This window comes from Streptomyces rhizoryzae (assembly GCF_023155275.1).
In the GTDB taxonomy this organism is placed as follows: domain Bacteria; phylum Actinomycetota; class Actinomycetes; order Streptomycetales; family Streptomycetaceae; genus Streptomyces; species Streptomyces rhizoryzae.
Map to the genome: position 1 here is coordinate 120,286 of NZ_JALMUV010000010.1, position 14,714 is coordinate 134,999.

Consider the following 14,714-nt stretch of genomic DNA (forward strand, 5'->3'; position numbering starts at 1 on the left):
GAGGGGTGCCTCTGCGGGTGGCCCTCGCACGTTCAACCCCTTGAAGCAAGGAAGAAGCAGCCACGTGTCTGACCCGAACCTGAACGACGCCACCGAGCCGGTCGCGGCTGCAGAGGCCGAGGTTGACGAGGCCGTCCCGGCCGAGGTCGAGGGGGACGCTGCGGCCATCGCTGACGCCGAGGGCGCCGCGGAGATCGTCGCGGACGCCGACGGCACCGACGAGCTGGACGCCGAGGACGCCGCCGCCGGCGAGCCCGCCGAGTCCGCCGCCGTGCACGTCGAGGACGAGGAGGCCGCCGAGGTCTCCGAGGATGCTGCGGACGCCGAGGAGCAGGAGCCGGTCGACCCGGTCGCCGCCCTCCGCGACGAGCTGCGCGGGCTCCCCGGTGAGTGGTACGTCATCCACACCTACGCGGGCTACGAGAACCGCGTGAAGACCAACCTCGAACAGCGCGCCGTCTCGCTGAACGTCGAGGACTACATCTTCCAGGCCGAGGTGCCGCAGGAAGAGGTCGTGCAGATCAAGAACGGCGACCGCCGCACCGTCCGCCAGAACAAGCTCCCGGGCTACGTCCTGGTGCGCATGGACCTGACGAACGAGTCCTGGGGCGTGGTGCGCAACACCCCCGGTGTCACCGGCTTCGTCGGCAACGCCTACGACCCCTACCCGCTGACCCTGGACGAGATCGTCAAGATGCTCGCCCCGGAGGCCGAGGAGAAGGCCGCCAAGGAGGCCGCCGCGGCCGAGGGCAAGCCGGCGCCGTCCCGCAAGGTCGAGGTCCAGGTCCTGGACTTCGAGGTGGGCGACTCGGTCACCGTCACCGACGGTCCGTTCGCGACGCTCCAGGCGACGATCAACGAGATCAACGCCGACTCGAAGAAGGTCAAGGGCCTGGTCGAGATCTTCGGCCGCGAGACCCCGGTCGAGCTGAGCTTCGACCAGATCCAGAAGAACTAGCTTCTTCCGGACCCTCTGCCACCGACCAGGTCAGACCGGCGCACAGCCGGTCTGACCTGCTCGGTTTTTGGCCGCGTAAGGGTACCCGTTATCGTTGTGCGGTATGCCTCCATCCGGATGACCGGATCGGCGGCGAATCACCTCTCACTAGGACCCGGAGAGAGCATGCCTCCCAAGAAGAAGAAGGTCACGGGGCTGATCAAGCTCCAGATCCAGGCCGGTGCCGCCAACCCGGCCCCGCCGGTCGGCCCCGCGCTGGGTCAGCACGGCGTCAACATCATGGAGTTCTGCAAGGCCTACAACGCCGCGACCGAGTCGCAGCGTGGCATGGTCGTGCCGGTGGAGATCACGGTCTACGAGGACCGCTCCTTCACCTTCGTCACCAAGACCCCGCCGGCCGCGAAGCTCATCCTGAAGGCCGCGGGCGTGGAGAAGGGCTCCGGCGAGCCGCACAAGACCAAGGTCGCCAAGATCACCCGCGACCAGGTCCGTGACATCGCCACCACCAAGATGCCCGACCTGAACGCCAACGACCTGGACGCCGCCGAGAAGATCATCGCCGGTACCGCCCGTTCCATGGGCATCACCGTCGAGGGCTGATTCCCGGCCGTACGGCACCAGGCCGCGCGACGCCGTCGCGCACTGGCACCCCCGTGGCAGGACCAGGCGCTGGTCCGGACCACGACTCCACCCCACTGCATCAGGAGCAGAAGTGAAGCGCAGCAAGACTCTTCGCACCGCGGACGCGAAGATCGACCGGGAGCGGCTGTACGCCCCGCTCGAGGCCGTCCGTCTCGCCAAGGACACCACGTCCGTCAAGTTCGACGCGACCGTCGAGGTCGCCATGCGTCTGGGTGTCGACCCGCGCAAGGCCGACCAGATGGTCCGTGGCACCGTGAACCTCCCGCACGGCACCGGTAAGACCGCCCGGGTCCTGGTCTTCGCGACCGGTGACCGTGCTGCGGCCGCGGAAGCCGCCGGCGCCGACATCGTCGGCTCGGACGAACTGATCGACGAGGTCGCCAAGGGCCGGCTGGACTTCGACGCCGTCGTCGCCACCCCGGACCTCATGGGCAAGGTCGGCCGCCTCGGCCGCGTGCTCGGTCCCCGTGGCCTGATGCCGAACCCGAAGACCGGCACCGTCACCCCGGACGTGGCCAAGGCCGTCACGGACATCAAGGGCGGCAAGATCGAGTTCCGTGTCGACAAGCACTCCAACCTCCACTTCATCATCGGCAAGGTGTCCTTCGACGACGCCAAGCTGGTGGAGAACTACGCCGCGGCGCTGGAGGAGATCACCCGTCTGAAGCCGTCCGCCGCCAAGGGCCGCTACATCAAGAAGACGACGATCACCACCACCATGGGCCCCGGCGTCCCGGTGGACCCCAACCGCACCCGCAACCTCCTCGTCGAGGACGAGGCGGTCTGACCTTCCCGGTCGCTGCCCCGTAGCGCGTGACGCGTTCACAACAGGGTCGACGGGGGCGCTGTCAGTGGCCTGGACTACAGTCCCCTGCGAGGTCCATCGAGGAGATCAAGGGGGAGCCTCAGTGCGCAGCACGCGTATAGCCGCCACCGTCGCGGCGGGAGTTGTCATGATGGCCGGTCTGACCGCCTGCAACGGCGGCGGCGACAAGAGCAGCGGGACCGGTGGCGGCAGCGCCAGTGGCGGCAGCAGCGACGCGGCGGGGGCGAAGTCCCCGCTGGAGGCCGCCCTGGCCTCGCTGAAGACGGCCTCGCAGCAGACGAACGGCAAGCACTCCGCCAAGGTCGACGGCACGACCAAGAACGGTCAGGTCACCCAGACCATGAAGGGTGCGATGGACTGGGCCGACGGGATGCACATGTCCGTCGACATCACCCAGAGCGGCGGCCCGATGGGCGGCTCCGGCAAGCCCAGCAAGGCGCTCTACACGCCCGATGCCATGTACATGAACATGGGCATGCCGGTGGGCGGCAAGAACTGGATCAAGTACGACTACGACGTCATGGCCAAGAAGCTGGGCGCGGCCGGCGCCCTGATGAAGGACATGATGAACAACAACAACCCGGGCCGGTCGGTGGACCTGCTGATCGCCTCGGGCAAGGTCAAGGAAGCCGGCAAGGAGGACGTCCGCGGCGTCCAGGCGACCCACTACACCGGCACCCTCGCGGTCAGCGAGCTGACCCGCATGCAGGCCAAGGACGTCAGCGAGGCGGACCTCAAGGCCCTGGAGCAGCAGCTCAAGACGATCGGCGCCACGACCGAGACCATCGACGTCTGGGTGAGCGCGGACAACCTCCTGGTGAAGAAGCGCGAGCAGATGAACAGCGCCAAGTCGCCGTACGACTCGACGGTCTACTACTCGGACTACGGCACCCAGGTCTCGGTGACCCCGCCGCCGGCCGCCGACACCACGGAATACAAGTAGGTCCCCGGTGAGCGGGGGCCCGGGGCGGGTCCCCGATGCCCCCGCTCAGCCGATTTGCCTGCGCGCCGTCCGTTCCCGTACGGTGTCCCGGAAGCCAAAGACCGCTGGTTGTCTCTGCGTGTCCAGTTCCGGATGCGTGGTGGCCGAAGGATCCGCTAGCTGCGGACGGCCTGCGCAGGTTGTGTGAGGAAGAAACTCCCGGACATCTTCCGTGTCCGGTCGAGTCACGCCCCGTGCGCCTGCGCCGGGGCGTTTGTGTTGCCCAGCCCCTTCTGCGCGGTCCTCATCACCCGGAAGGAGGCCGAGGCTCATGGCGAGGCCCGACAAGGTCGCAGCCGTCGACGAGATCGCGGAGAAGTTCCGCAGCTCGAACGCCGCTGTTGTGACCGCGTACACCGGTCTTACCGTTGCGCAGATCAAGAATCTGCGCCGTTCGCTCGGTGACAACGCTCAGTACCGTGTGGTGAAGAACACGCTGACCAAGATCGCGGCCAAGGAGGCCGGGATCTCCGAGCTGGACGAGCACCTCAGTGGCTCGACGGCCGTCGCCTTCGTGACCGGTGACCCGGTCGAGGCGGCGAAGGGTCTTCGTGACTTCGCCAAGGAGAACCAGAACCTCGTCATCAAGGGCGGTGTCCTTGAGGGCAAGGCGCTCTCCGCCGACGAGATCAAGAAGCTTGCGGACCTCGAGTCCCGCGAGGTTCTGCTCAGCAAGCTGGCCGGTGCCATGAAGGGCAAGCAGTCCCAGGCTGCCTCTGTCTTCCAGGCGCTGCCGTCGAAGTTCGTCCGCACCGCGGAAGCGCTTCGCGCCAAGCAGGCCGAGCAGGGCGGTGCCGAGTAATTCGGCTCGCGTCATGACCTGCGCCCTCCGGGCGCGGGTTACAGCGGGCCGCACGCCCGCCGAAATGTACATCCGGCACCAGCCGAATTAGTGGAAGGAAAGCCATCATGGCTCTCACCCAGGAAGAACTGCTCGCCGAGTTCGAGTCGATGACCCTCATCCAGCTCTCCGAGTTCGTGAAGGCCTTCGAGGAGAAGTTCGACGTCACCGCCGCCGCTGCCGCGCCGGTCGTCGTCGCCGGCGGTGCCGCCGGTGGCGAGGGTGCCGCTGCCGAGGAGGAGAAGGACGAGTTCGACGTCATCCTCACCGGCGCCGGCGACAAGAAGATCCAGGTCATCAAGGTCGTGCGCGAGCTGACCTCCCTCGGCCTGAAGGAGGCCAAGGACCTGGTCGACGGCACCCCGAAGCCGGTCCTGGAGAAGGTCGCCAAGGACGCCGCGGACAAGGCCAAGGAGGCCCTCGAGGGCGCCGGCGCCTCCGTCGAGGTCAAGTGACCCCACTGAGTCCCGTGGACTCCGTCCGGGGCGCCTGAGGGCGTAACGCGGACACCGCCAAGGGCGATCACCCATACGGGTGGTCGCCCTTCGGCGTACCAGCCCCGGCTGCGTTGCCTCGCGCCGGAGTGCGAGTATGGTGATCTTCGTTGTCCGGGCGCACCTCCATGTGACGATCTCCCTGAGGTGGGGGGCCTTGACGAACCGGACGCGGCGCGCAATTCTCTGGACGCGACGCGGAAGCGGTCCAGGGTTCGAGGCATGGATCGCCGACGAAGAGGGAAGCATCGGTGTGCGCCACTGGCGCAGGGCTTTCGGCAGGCGCAGGGCTTTGGGCGTAGAGAAGAACAACGAGGGGCTCCTCCGGCACGGAGGGCAGGACCTCCCGGAGGGAGAAGATCGGTATCACGGTGCTGTACCGGTCTCCGGAAACTCGCTCTGGACATCAGTGGGCCATGTGGCTACACTGACCCTTTGCGCTGCCTGTTAGCTGCTCCCTGCCCGTCACCAGGGGCATACCCGAGCCCGTGCAAAGCTGAATGAACCGCCCTGACCTGGGCTTTTCTCTCGGTCTGCGGGATTCGGGACCGGTACGCGCGTAGTGAGTCCGAGCCCTCGGAAGGACCCCCTCTTGGCCGCCTCGCGCAACGCCTCGACTGCCAATACGAACAACGGCGACAGCACCGCCCCGCTGCGCATCTCCTTTGCGAAGATCAAGGAGCCCCTCGGGGTTCCGAACCTCCTTGCGCTGCAGACCGAAAGCTTCGACTGGCTGCTCGGCAACGCCGCATGGAAGGGTCGCGTCGAGGCTGCGCTGGAGAGTGGGCAGGAAGTCCCCACCAAGTCCGGTCTGGAAGAGATCTTCGAAGAGATCTCCCCGATCGAGGACTTCTCCGGGTCGATGTCGCTGACGTTCCGCGACCACCGCTTCGAGCCTCCGAAGAACTCCATCGACGAGTGCAAGGAGCGGGACTTCACCTACGCGGCTCCGCTGTTCGTCACCGCGGAGTTCACCAACAACGAGACCGGCGAGATCAAGTCCCAGACGGTCTTCATGGGCGACTTCCCGCTCATGACCAACAAGGGCACCTTTGTCATCAACGGCACCGAGCGTGTCGTGGTGTCGCAGCTCGTCCGCTCGCCGGGTGTGTACTTCGACAGCTCGATCGACAAGACGTCCGACAAGGACATCTTCTCCGCCAAGATCATCCCGTCCCGGGGTGCCTGGCTGGAGATGGAGATCGACAAGCGCGACATGGTCGGTGTCCGCATCGACCGCAAGCGCAAGCAGTCCGTGACCGTCCTGCTCAAGGCGCTCGGTTGGACCACCGACCAGATCCTCGAGGAGTTCGGCGACTACGAGTCGATGCGCGCCACCCTGGAGAAGGACCACACCCAGGGCCAGGACGACGCGCTGCTCGACATCTACCGCAAGCTGCGTCCGGGCGAGCCCCCCACGCGCGAGGCCGCGCAGACGCTGCTGGAGAACCTCTACTTCAACCCCAAGCGCTACGACCTCGCCAAGGTCGGCCGCTACAAGGTCAACAAGAAGCTGGGCGGCGACGAGCCGCTGGACGCCGGCGTGCTGACCGTGGACGACATCATCGCCACGATCAAGTACCTGGTGAAGCTGCACGCCGGTGAGACCGAGACGGTCGGCGAGAACGGCAACAACATCGTTGTCGAGACCGACGACATCGACCACTTCGGCAACCGCCGCCTGCGCAACGTCGGCGAGCTGATCCAGAACCAGGTCCGTACGGGTCTCGCCCGTATGGAGCGCGTCGTGCGCGAGCGCATGACCACCCAGGACGTCGAGGCGATCACGCCGCAGACGCTGATCAACATCCGGCCGGTCGTCGCCTCCATCAAGGAGTTCTTCGGCACCAGCCAGCTGTCCCAGTTCATGGACCAGACCAACCCGCTGTCGGGTCTGACCCACAAGCGCCGCCTGTCGGCGCTGGGCCCGGGCGGTCTGTCCCGTGAGCGGGCCGGTCTGGACGTCCGTGACGTGCACCCCTCGCACTACGGCCGCATGTGCCCGATCGAGACCCCCGAAGGCCCGAACATCGGTCTGATCGGCTCGCTCGCGTCCTACGGCCGGGTCAACGTCTTCGGCTTCATCGAGACCCCGTACCGCAAGGTCGTCGACGGCCAGGTCACGGAGGAGGTCGACTACCTCACCGCCGATGAGGAAGACCGCTACCTGATCGCCCAGGCGAACGCCAAGCTCACCGACGACCTGCGGTTCGCCGAGAACCGTGTGCTGGTCCGCCGCCGCGGCGGCGAGGTCGACCTGGTCCCGGCGGACGAGGTGCACTACATGGACGTCTCGCCGCGCCAGATGGTGTCGGCCGCGACCGCCATGATTCCGTTCCTCGAGCACGACGACGCCAACCGCGCGCTCATGGGATCGAACATGATGCGCCAGGCCGTGCCGCTGATCAAGGCGGAGTCGCCGCTGGTCGGCACCGGCATGGAGTACCGCTGCGCGGTCGACGCCGGCGACGTCATCAAGGCCGAGAAGAACGGTGTGGTCCAGGAGGTCTCCGCGGACTACATCACCGTCGCCAACGACGACGGCACGTACACCACGTACCGCGTCGCCAAGTTCACCCGCTCCAACCAGGGCACCTCCTTCAACCAGAAGGTCGTCGTGGACGAGGGCGCGCGGGTGGTCGAGGGCCAGGTCCTCGCCGACGGTCCGTCCACGGACGAGGGCGAGATGGCGCTCGGCAAGAACCTGCTCGTCGCGTTCATGCCGTGGGAGGGCCACAACTACGAGGACGCGATCATCCTGTCGCAGCGCCTCGTGCAGGACGACGTCCTCTCCTCGATCCACATCGAGGAGCACGAGGTCGACGCCCGGGACACCAAGCTCGGCCCCGAGGAGATCACCCGGGACATCCCGAACGTCTCCGAGGAGGTCCTCTCCGACCTCGACGAGCGCGGCATCATCCGGATCGGTGCCGAGGTCGTCGCCGGCGACATCCTCGTCGGCAAGGTCACGCCCAAGGGTGAGACCGAGCTGACCCCCGAGGAGCGCCTGCTCCGCGCGATCTTCGGTGAGAAGGCGCGCGAGGTCCGCGACACCTCGCTGAAGGTGCCGCACGGTGAGATCGGCAAGGTCATCGGCGTCCGCGTCTTCGACCGCGAGGAGGGCGACGAGCTGCCCCCGGGCGTGAACCAGCTGGTCCGCGTCTACGTCGCGCAGAAGCGCAAGATCACCGACGGTGACAAGCTCGCCGGCCGCCACGGCAACAAGGGCGTCATCTCGAAGATCCTGCCGGTCGAGGACATGCCGTTCATGGAGGACGGCACCCCGGTCGACATCATCCTCAACCCGCTGGGTGTCCCGTCCCGTATGAACCCGGGCCAGGTCCTGGAGATCCACCTCGGCTGGCTCGCCAGCCAGGGCTGGGACGTCTCCAGCCTCGGCGACGAGTGGGCCCAGCGTCTTCAGGCCATCGGCGCCGACCAGGTCGAGCCGCGGACCAACGTCGCGACCCCGGTCTTCGACGGTGCCCGCGAGGACGAGCTGGCCGGTCTGCTGGAGAACACCCGCCCGAACCGCGACGGCGACCGCATGGTCCTCCCGTCCGGCAAGGCCCGGCTGTTCGACGGCCGCTCCGGTGAGCCGTTCCCGGACCCGATCTCGGTCGGGTACATGTACATCCTCAAGCTCCACCACCTGGTCGACGACAAGCTGCACGCCCGCTCGACCGGTCCGTACTCGATGATCACCCAGCAGCCGCTGGGCGGTAAGGCTCAGTTCGGTGGCCAGCGCTTCGGTGAGATGGAGGTGTGGGCGCTGGAGGCTTACGGCGCCGCGTACGCCCTCCAGGAGCTGCTGACGATCAAGTCCGACGATGTCACCGGCCGCGTGAAGGTCTACGAGGCCATCGTCAAGGGCGAGAACATCCCCGAGCCCGGCATCCCCGAGTCCTTCAAGGTGCTCATCAAGGAGATGCAGTCCCTGTGCCTCAACGTGGAGGTGCTGTCCTCGGACGGCATGTCCATCGAGATGCGCGACACCGACGAGGACGTCTTCCGCGCTGCGGAGGAGCTCGGCATCGACCTGTCCCGGCGCGAGCCGAGCAGCGTCGAAGAGGTCTGACGGGTCTGGCCGGGAGCTTCACCCCCCCAAGGAGCTCCCGGCCGCTCCCCGGACCCCGTACAGACCATCTAGATACGACCCTGAGAGGGATTGACGCATAGTGCTCGACGTCAACTTCTTCGACGAGCTGCGGATCGGCCTCGCCACCGCTGACGACATCCGTCAGTGGTCCCACGGTGAGGTCAAGAAGCCGGAGACCATCAACTACCGCACCCTCAAGCCCGAGAAGGACGGCCTCTTCTGCGAGAAGATCTTCGGTCCTACCCGGGACTGGGAGTGCTACTGCGGTAAGTACAAGCGCGTCCGCTTCAAGGGCATCATCTGCGAGCGCTGCGGCGTCGAGGTCACTCGCGCCAAGGTGCGCCGCGAGCGGATGGGCCACATCGAGCTGGCCGCGCCGGTCACGCACATCTGGTACTTCAAGGGCGTCCCGAGCCGGCTGGGCTACCTGCTGGACCTCGCGCCCAAGGACCTCGAGAAGGTCATCTACTTCGCCGCCTACATGATCACGTGGGTGGACGAGGAGCGCCGCACCCGCGACCTGCCGTCGCTGGAGGCCCACGTCTCCGTCGAGCGCCAGCAGATCGAGCAGCGCCGCGACGCCGACCTGGAGGCCCGCGCCAAGAAGCTCGAGTCCGACCTGGCCGAGCTGGAGGCCGAGGGCGCCAAGGCGGACGCCCGCCGCAAGGTGCGCGAGGGCGCCGAGCGGGAGATGAAGCAGCTGCGCGACCGTGCGCAGCGCGAGATCGACCGCCTCGACGAGGTCTGGAACCGCTTCAAGAACCTCAAGGTCCAGGACCTGGAGGGCGACGAGCTGCTCTACCGCGAGCTGCGGGACCGCTTCGGCACGTACTTCGACGGCTCCATGGGTGCCGCCGCGCTGCAGAAGCGCCTGGAGACCTTCGACCTGGAGGAGGAGGCCGAGCGCCTCCGCGAGATCATCCGGACCGGCAAGGGCCAGAAGAAGACCCGTGCGCTCAAGCGCCTGAAGGTCGTCTCCGCCTTCCTCCAGACCCGCAACAGCCCCAAGGGCATGGTGCTGGACTGCATCCCGGTGATCCCGCCGGACCTGCGTCCGATGGTGCAGCTGGACGGTGGCCGCTTCGCGACCTCCGACCTGAACGACCTGTACCGCCGTGTCATCAACCGCAACAACCGCCTGAAGCGGCTTCTCGACCTCGGCGCGCCCGAGATCATCGTGAACAACGAGAAGCGCATGCTCCAGGAGGCCGTCGACGCGCTCTTCGACAACGGCCGCCGCGGCCGCCCGGTCACGGGCCCCGGCAACCGTCCGCTGAAGTCGCTGTCCGACATGCTCAAGGGCAAGCAGGGCCGCTTCCGTCAGAACCTGCTCGGCAAGCGCGTCGACTACTCGGCCCGTTCGGTCATCGTCGTCGGCCCGCAGCTGAAGCTGCACCAGTGCGGTCTGCCCAAGGCCATGGCGCTGGAGCTCTTCAAGCCGTTCGTGATGAAGCGCCTGGTGGACCTCAACCACGCGCAGAACATCAAGTCGGCCAAGCGCATGGTCGAGCGCGGCCGCACCGTGGTGTACGACGTCCTCGAAGAGGTCATCGCCGAGCACCCGGTGCTGCTGAACCGTGCGCCCACCCTGCACCGCCTCGGCATCCAGGCCTTCGAGCCGCAGCTGGTCGAGGGCAAGGCCATCCAGATCCACCCGCTCGTGTGCACCGCGTTCAACGCGGACTTCGACGGTGACCAGATGGCCGTGCACCTGCCGCTGTCCGCGGAGGCGCAGGCCGAGGCCCGCATCCTGATGCTGTCCTCGAACAACATCCTCAAGCCGGCCGACGGCCGTCCGGTCACCATGCCGACCCAGGACATGGTGCTGGGCCTCTTCTTCCTCACCACGGACGAGGAGGAGCGCGAGGTCAAGGGTGAGGGCCGCTCGTTCTCCTCGGTCTCCGAGGCGATCATGGCCTTCGACGCCCGCGAGCTCTCGCTCCAGGCGAAGGTCGACATCCGCTTCCCGATCGGTACCGTGCCGCCGCGCGGCTGGACCCCGCCGGCCCCGGCCGAGGGCGAGCCGGAGTGGCAGCAGGGCGACAGCTTCCGGCTGCGGACGACCCTGGGCCGCGCGCTCTTCAACGAGCTGCTGCCCGAGGACTACCCGTTCGTCGACTACTCGGTGGGCAAGAAGCAGCTCTCCGCGATCGTCAACGACCTGGCCGAGCGCTACCCGAAGGTCATCGTGGCGGCGACGCTCGACAACCTCAAGGCGTCCGGCTTCTACTGGGCCACCCGTTCCGGTGTGACCGTCGCCGTCTCCGACATCGTCGTGCCGGAGGCCAAGAAGGCGATCGTCTCCGGTTACGAGGCGCAGGACGAGAAGGTCCAGAAGCAGTACGAGCGCGGTCTGATCACCAAGGACGAGCGCACGCAGGAACTCATCAACATCTGGACCAAGGCGACCAACGAGGTCGCCGAGGCGATGAATGAGAACTTCCCGAAGACCAACCCCATCTTCATGATGGTGGACTCGGGTGCGCGCGGAAACATGATGCAGATGCGTCAGATCGCCGGTATGCGTGGTCTGGTGTCGAACGCCAAGAACGAGACCATCCCGCGTCCGATCAAGGCGTCCTTCCGCGAGGGCCTGTCCGTGCTGGAGTACTTCATCTCCACCCACGGTGCCCGTAAGGGTCTGGCGGACACCGCTCTGCGTACCGCCGACTCCGGCTACCTCACCCGTCGTCTGGTCGACGTCTCCCAGGACGTCATCATCCGCGAGGAGGACTGCGGCACCGAGCGCGGCCTCAAGCTGCGGATCGCGTCGAAGGGCGCGGACGGCGTGCTGCGCAAGGCCGACGACGTCGAGTCCTCCGTGTACGCGCGGATGCTCGCCGAGGACGTCGTGGTGGACGGCAAGGTCGTCGCCCCGGCCAACGTCGACCTCGGTGACGTGCTCATCGACCAGCTGATCGCGCACGGCGTGGAGGAGGTCAAGACCCGCTCGGTCCTGACCTGTGAGTCCGCGGTCGGTACGTGTGCGTTCTGCTACGGCCGTTCGCTGGCCACCGGCAAGCTGGTCGACATCGGTGAGGCGGTCGGCATCATCGCCGCCCAGTCCATCGGTGAGCCCGGTACCCAGCTGACGATGCGTACCTTCCACACCGGTGGTGTGGCCGGTGACGACATCACCCTGGGTCTGCCGCGTGTCGTCGAGCTCTTCGAGGCCCGGACCCCCAAGGGTGTCGCCCCGATCTCGGAGGCGGCCGGCCGCGTCCGGATCGAGGAGACCGAGAAGACCAAGAAGGTCATCGTCACGCCGGACGACGGCAGCGACGAGACGGCCTACGGCGTCTCCAAGCGCGCCCGCATGCTGGTGTCCGAGGGTGACCACGTCCAGGTCGGCCAGCCGCTGACCGTCGGTGCGATCAACCCGCACGACGTGCTGCGGATCCTGGGCCAGCGTGCCGTCCAGGTCCACCTGGTCGGTGAGGTCCAGAAGGTCTACAACAGCCAGGGCGTGGCGATCCACGACAAGCACATCGAGATCATCATCCGGCAGATGCTGCGCCGCGTGACGATCATCGAGTCCGGCGACGCGGAGCTGCTGCCGGGCGAGCTGGTGGAGCGCTCGAAGTTCGAGAGCGAGAACCGTCGCGTGGTGGCGGAAGGCGGCCACCCGGCCTCCGGCCGTCCGCAGCTGATGGGTATCACCAAGGCTTCGCTGGCGACGGAATCCTGGCTGTCGGCCGCCTCCTTCCAGGAGACGACCCGAGTCCTGACGGACGCGGCGATCAACGCCAAGTCCGACAGCCTCATCGGCCTCAAGGAGAACGTCATCATCGGTAAGCTCATCCCGGCCGGTACGGGCCTGTCCCGCTACCGCAACATCCGGGTCGAGCCGACCGAGGAGGCCAAGGCCGCGATGTACTCGGCCGTCGGTTACGACGACATCGACTACTCGCCGTTCGGCACCGGCTCCGGCCAGGCGGTCCCGCTGGAGGACTACGACTACGGTCCGTACAACCAGTAAGCGAGCCGTTCCGTCCGCAGGGCGGTCACCCCACCGGGGTGGCCGCCCTGCGGCGTTCGGGGCGAGGTGGCCGGTGGGGGAACTTGTCCTCCCATTGCGGCGTCTGTGATGAGAGGATGGGGAGAACTGTAGAGCGGGGGGAGGTTCGCGACATGGCATTCCAGCCGTGGCAGGGTGGGCAGCCTGCTCAGAACCCGTATCAGCTGCCGGCCATGCGTGCCTCGCACGCCGATCGCGAGCGGGCGGTGGACGTGCTGAAGGCCGGCTTCGCCGAGGGCCGGCTCGGCCAGGCGGAGTACGAGCAGCGGATCGCCCGGGCGTACCAGGCGCAGACCCACACCGAGCTCCAGGCGCTGGTCGCCGATCTGCCGCAAGGCCCCGTGCCGCAGGCGCAGTTCGCGCCGCGCCCGGCGGTGCCGGCCACCTTCCTGCCGGTGCAGCTGCCGCCGCCGCCGACCACCAACGGCTCCGCCACCGGCGCGCTGGTGTGCGGTCTGATCGGGCCGTTCACCTGGGGGCTGACGTCGATCCCCGCGGTGATCCTGGGGCACAAGGCGCGGGCCGAGATCCGGCGGACGGGGGAGCGGGGGGACGGCCAGGCGCTGGCCGGGCTGGTGCTGGGCTGGCTCGGCCTCGGGGCCTGGGCGCTGTTCTTCCTGGTGATGGTGCTGGTCGCGGTGGCCCGCGTCTGACGGCGGGGTGCCGTCTTCCGAAGCGACCGGGGACCCACTAGCGTGGCCGCAGCGCCAGGGGAGTCCGGCGTGTCCTTCGCGTGTGCATTTGTTTTGACCGCAGCCAATGCGCTAGGTACGCTCTGACCTTGTGCCTGGGGTGTCCCTGGGCTGCCGTGCGCGCCTTCTCCCACCGGATCCCGGCCGGGAAGTCCCGGCAGCGCGGAAGCCGGGTTTTGACACCGCAATCTGCCGCCCCTCGTTCCAGCGAGGCCGGTCTGCAGTATTCGACACACCCGACCGCGTGGGTCGGGGAATGTTCCAGGTTAGCTTTACCGAGACTGGCACACAGAAACCGGAGAAGTAGTGCCTACGATCCAGCAGCTGGTCCGTAAGGGCCGGCAGGACAAGGTCGAGAAGAACAAGACGCCCGCACTCGAGGGTTCGCCCCAGCGCCGCGGCGTCTGCACGCGTGTGTTCACGACCACCCCGAAGAAGCCGAACTCGGCCCTGCGTAAGGTCGCGCGTGTGCGTCTGACCAGTGGGATCGAGGTCACCGCTTACATTCCGGGTGAGGGCCACAACCTGCAGGAGCACTCCATCGTGCTCGTGCGCGGTGGCCGTGTGAAGGACCTGCCGGGTGTTCGGTACAAGATCATCCGCGGCTCCCTCGACACGCAGGGCGTCAAGAACCGCAAGCAGGCTCGCAGCCGCTACGGCGCCAAGAAGGAGAAGTAAGAATGCCTCGTAAGGGCCCCGCCCCGAAGCGCCCGGTCCACGTCGACCCGGTGTACGGCTCTCCTCTGGTGACCTCCCTCATCAACAAGGTGCTGCTGAACGGCAAGCGCTCCACCGCCGAGCGCATCGTCTACGGCGCCATGGAGGGTCTGCGTGAGAAGACCGGCACCGACCCGGTCATCACGCTGAAGCGCGCGCTGGAGAACATCAAGCCGACCCTCGAGGTCAAGTCCCGCCGCGTCGGTGGTGCGACCTACCAGGTCCCGGTCGAGGTCAAGCCCGGCCGCGCCGCCACCCTCTCGCTCCGCTGGCTCGTGGGCTACTCCCGCGCCCGCCGCGAGAAGACCATGACCGAGCGCCTCATGAACGAACTGCTCGACGCCTCCAACGGCCTCGGCGCTTCGGTCAAGAAGCGTGAGGACACGCACAAGATGGCCGAGTCCAACAAGGCCTTCGCGCACTACCGCTGGTAGTCGCAACCCAC

11 protein-coding genes are annotated in these 14,714 nt (G+C 67.3%); all 11 read left to right on the top strand.

Features of this window, described 5'->3' with window-relative positions; translation table 11 throughout:
* The first annotated feature begins 64 nt into the window (after window positions 1–64).
* The 11 genes from nusG to rpsG all read left to right on the top strand — a co-directional run bounded on the left by nusG (window position 65) and on the right by rpsG (window position 14,703).
* Complete coding sequence (nusG, locus tag MUU72_RS11395) at window positions 65–958, top strand: transcription termination/antitermination protein NusG (protein WP_248013073.1); 894 nt, start codon at window positions 65–67, stop codon at window positions 956–958.
* 165 nt (window positions 959–1,123) lie between these two features.
* On the top strand, window positions 1,124–1,558 hold the full coding sequence (gene rplK, locus MUU72_RS11400; RefSeq protein ID WP_030412999.1) for a 50S ribosomal protein L11: 435 nt from the start codon (window positions 1,124–1,126) through the stop codon (window positions 1,556–1,558).
* 112 nt (window positions 1,559–1,670) lie between these two features.
* Window positions 1,671–2,387, top strand: coding sequence for a 50S ribosomal protein L1 (rplA, locus tag MUU72_RS11405; RefSeq protein WP_248013074.1), 717 nt, complete (start codon window positions 1,671–1,673; stop codon window positions 2,385–2,387).
* 121 nt (window positions 2,388–2,508) lie between these two features.
* Window positions 2,509–3,369 (top strand): SCO4651 family lipoprotein, encoded by an 861-nt coding sequence (locus MUU72_RS11410; RefSeq protein ID WP_505016665.1) that lies wholly within the window; start codon window positions 2,509–2,511, stop codon window positions 3,367–3,369.
* 310 nt (window positions 3,370–3,679) lie between these two features.
* A complete protein-coding gene (rplJ, locus tag MUU72_RS11415) occupies window positions 3,680–4,210 on the top strand; it encodes a 50S ribosomal protein L10 (protein WP_248013075.1) in 531 nt (176 codons plus the stop codon).
* A 104-nt stretch (window positions 4,211–4,314) separates the two neighbouring features.
* Entirely contained in the window at window positions 4,315–4,704 is a 390-nt protein-coding gene (gene rplL, locus MUU72_RS11420; RefSeq protein ID WP_248013105.1) for a 50S ribosomal protein L7/L12, read from the top strand.
* Window positions 4,705–5,335: 631 nt separating this feature from the next.
* Window positions 5,336–8,821, top strand: coding sequence for a DNA-directed RNA polymerase subunit beta (gene rpoB, locus MUU72_RS11425; RefSeq protein ID WP_248013076.1), 3,486 nt, complete (start codon window positions 5,336–5,338; stop codon window positions 8,819–8,821).
* Between the two features lie 100 nt (window positions 8,822–8,921).
* Window positions 8,922–12,821 (top strand): DNA-directed RNA polymerase subunit beta', encoded by a 3,900-nt coding sequence (locus MUU72_RS11430; RefSeq protein ID WP_248013077.1) that lies wholly within the window; start codon window positions 8,922–8,924, stop codon window positions 12,819–12,821.
* 212 nt (window positions 12,822–13,033) lie between these two features.
* The gene (locus MUU72_RS11435) at window positions 13,034–13,513 is read left to right on the top strand and encodes a DUF1707 and DUF4190 domain-containing protein (protein WP_248013106.1); all 480 of its coding nucleotides are present in this window, start codon (window positions 13,034–13,036) and stop codon (window positions 13,511–13,513) included.
* Window positions 13,514–13,858: 345 nt separating this feature from the next.
* A complete protein-coding gene (gene rpsL, locus MUU72_RS11440; RefSeq protein WP_003948652.1) occupies window positions 13,859–14,230 on the top strand; it encodes a 30S ribosomal protein S12 in 372 nt (123 codons plus the stop codon).
* 2 nt (window positions 14,231–14,232) lie between these two features.
* Window positions 14,233–14,703, top strand: a complete 471-nt coding sequence (gene rpsG, locus MUU72_RS11445) for a 30S ribosomal protein S7 (protein WP_066980846.1) — start codon at window positions 14,233–14,235, stop codon at window positions 14,701–14,703.
* The last annotated feature ends 11 nt before the right edge of the window (window positions 14,704–14,714 follow it).

Excerpts from the sequence above, each read along its gene's own strand:
- rplK (WP_030412999.1), top strand. The coding sequence starts at position 1,124 with ATGCCTCCCAAGAAGAAGAAGGTCACGGGGCTGATCAAGCTCCAGATC.
- rplJ (WP_248013075.1), top strand. The coding sequence starts at position 3,680 with ATGGCGAGGCCCGACAAGGTCGCAGCCGTCGACGAGATCGCGGAGAAG.
- MUU72_RS11435 (WP_248013106.1), top strand. The coding sequence starts at position 13,034 with ATGCGTGCCTCGCACGCCGATCGCGAGCGGGCGGTGGACGTGCTGAAG.
- rpsG (WP_066980846.1), top strand. The coding sequence starts at position 14,233 with ATGCCTCGTAAGGGCCCCGCCCCGAAGCGCCCGGTCCACGTCGACCCG.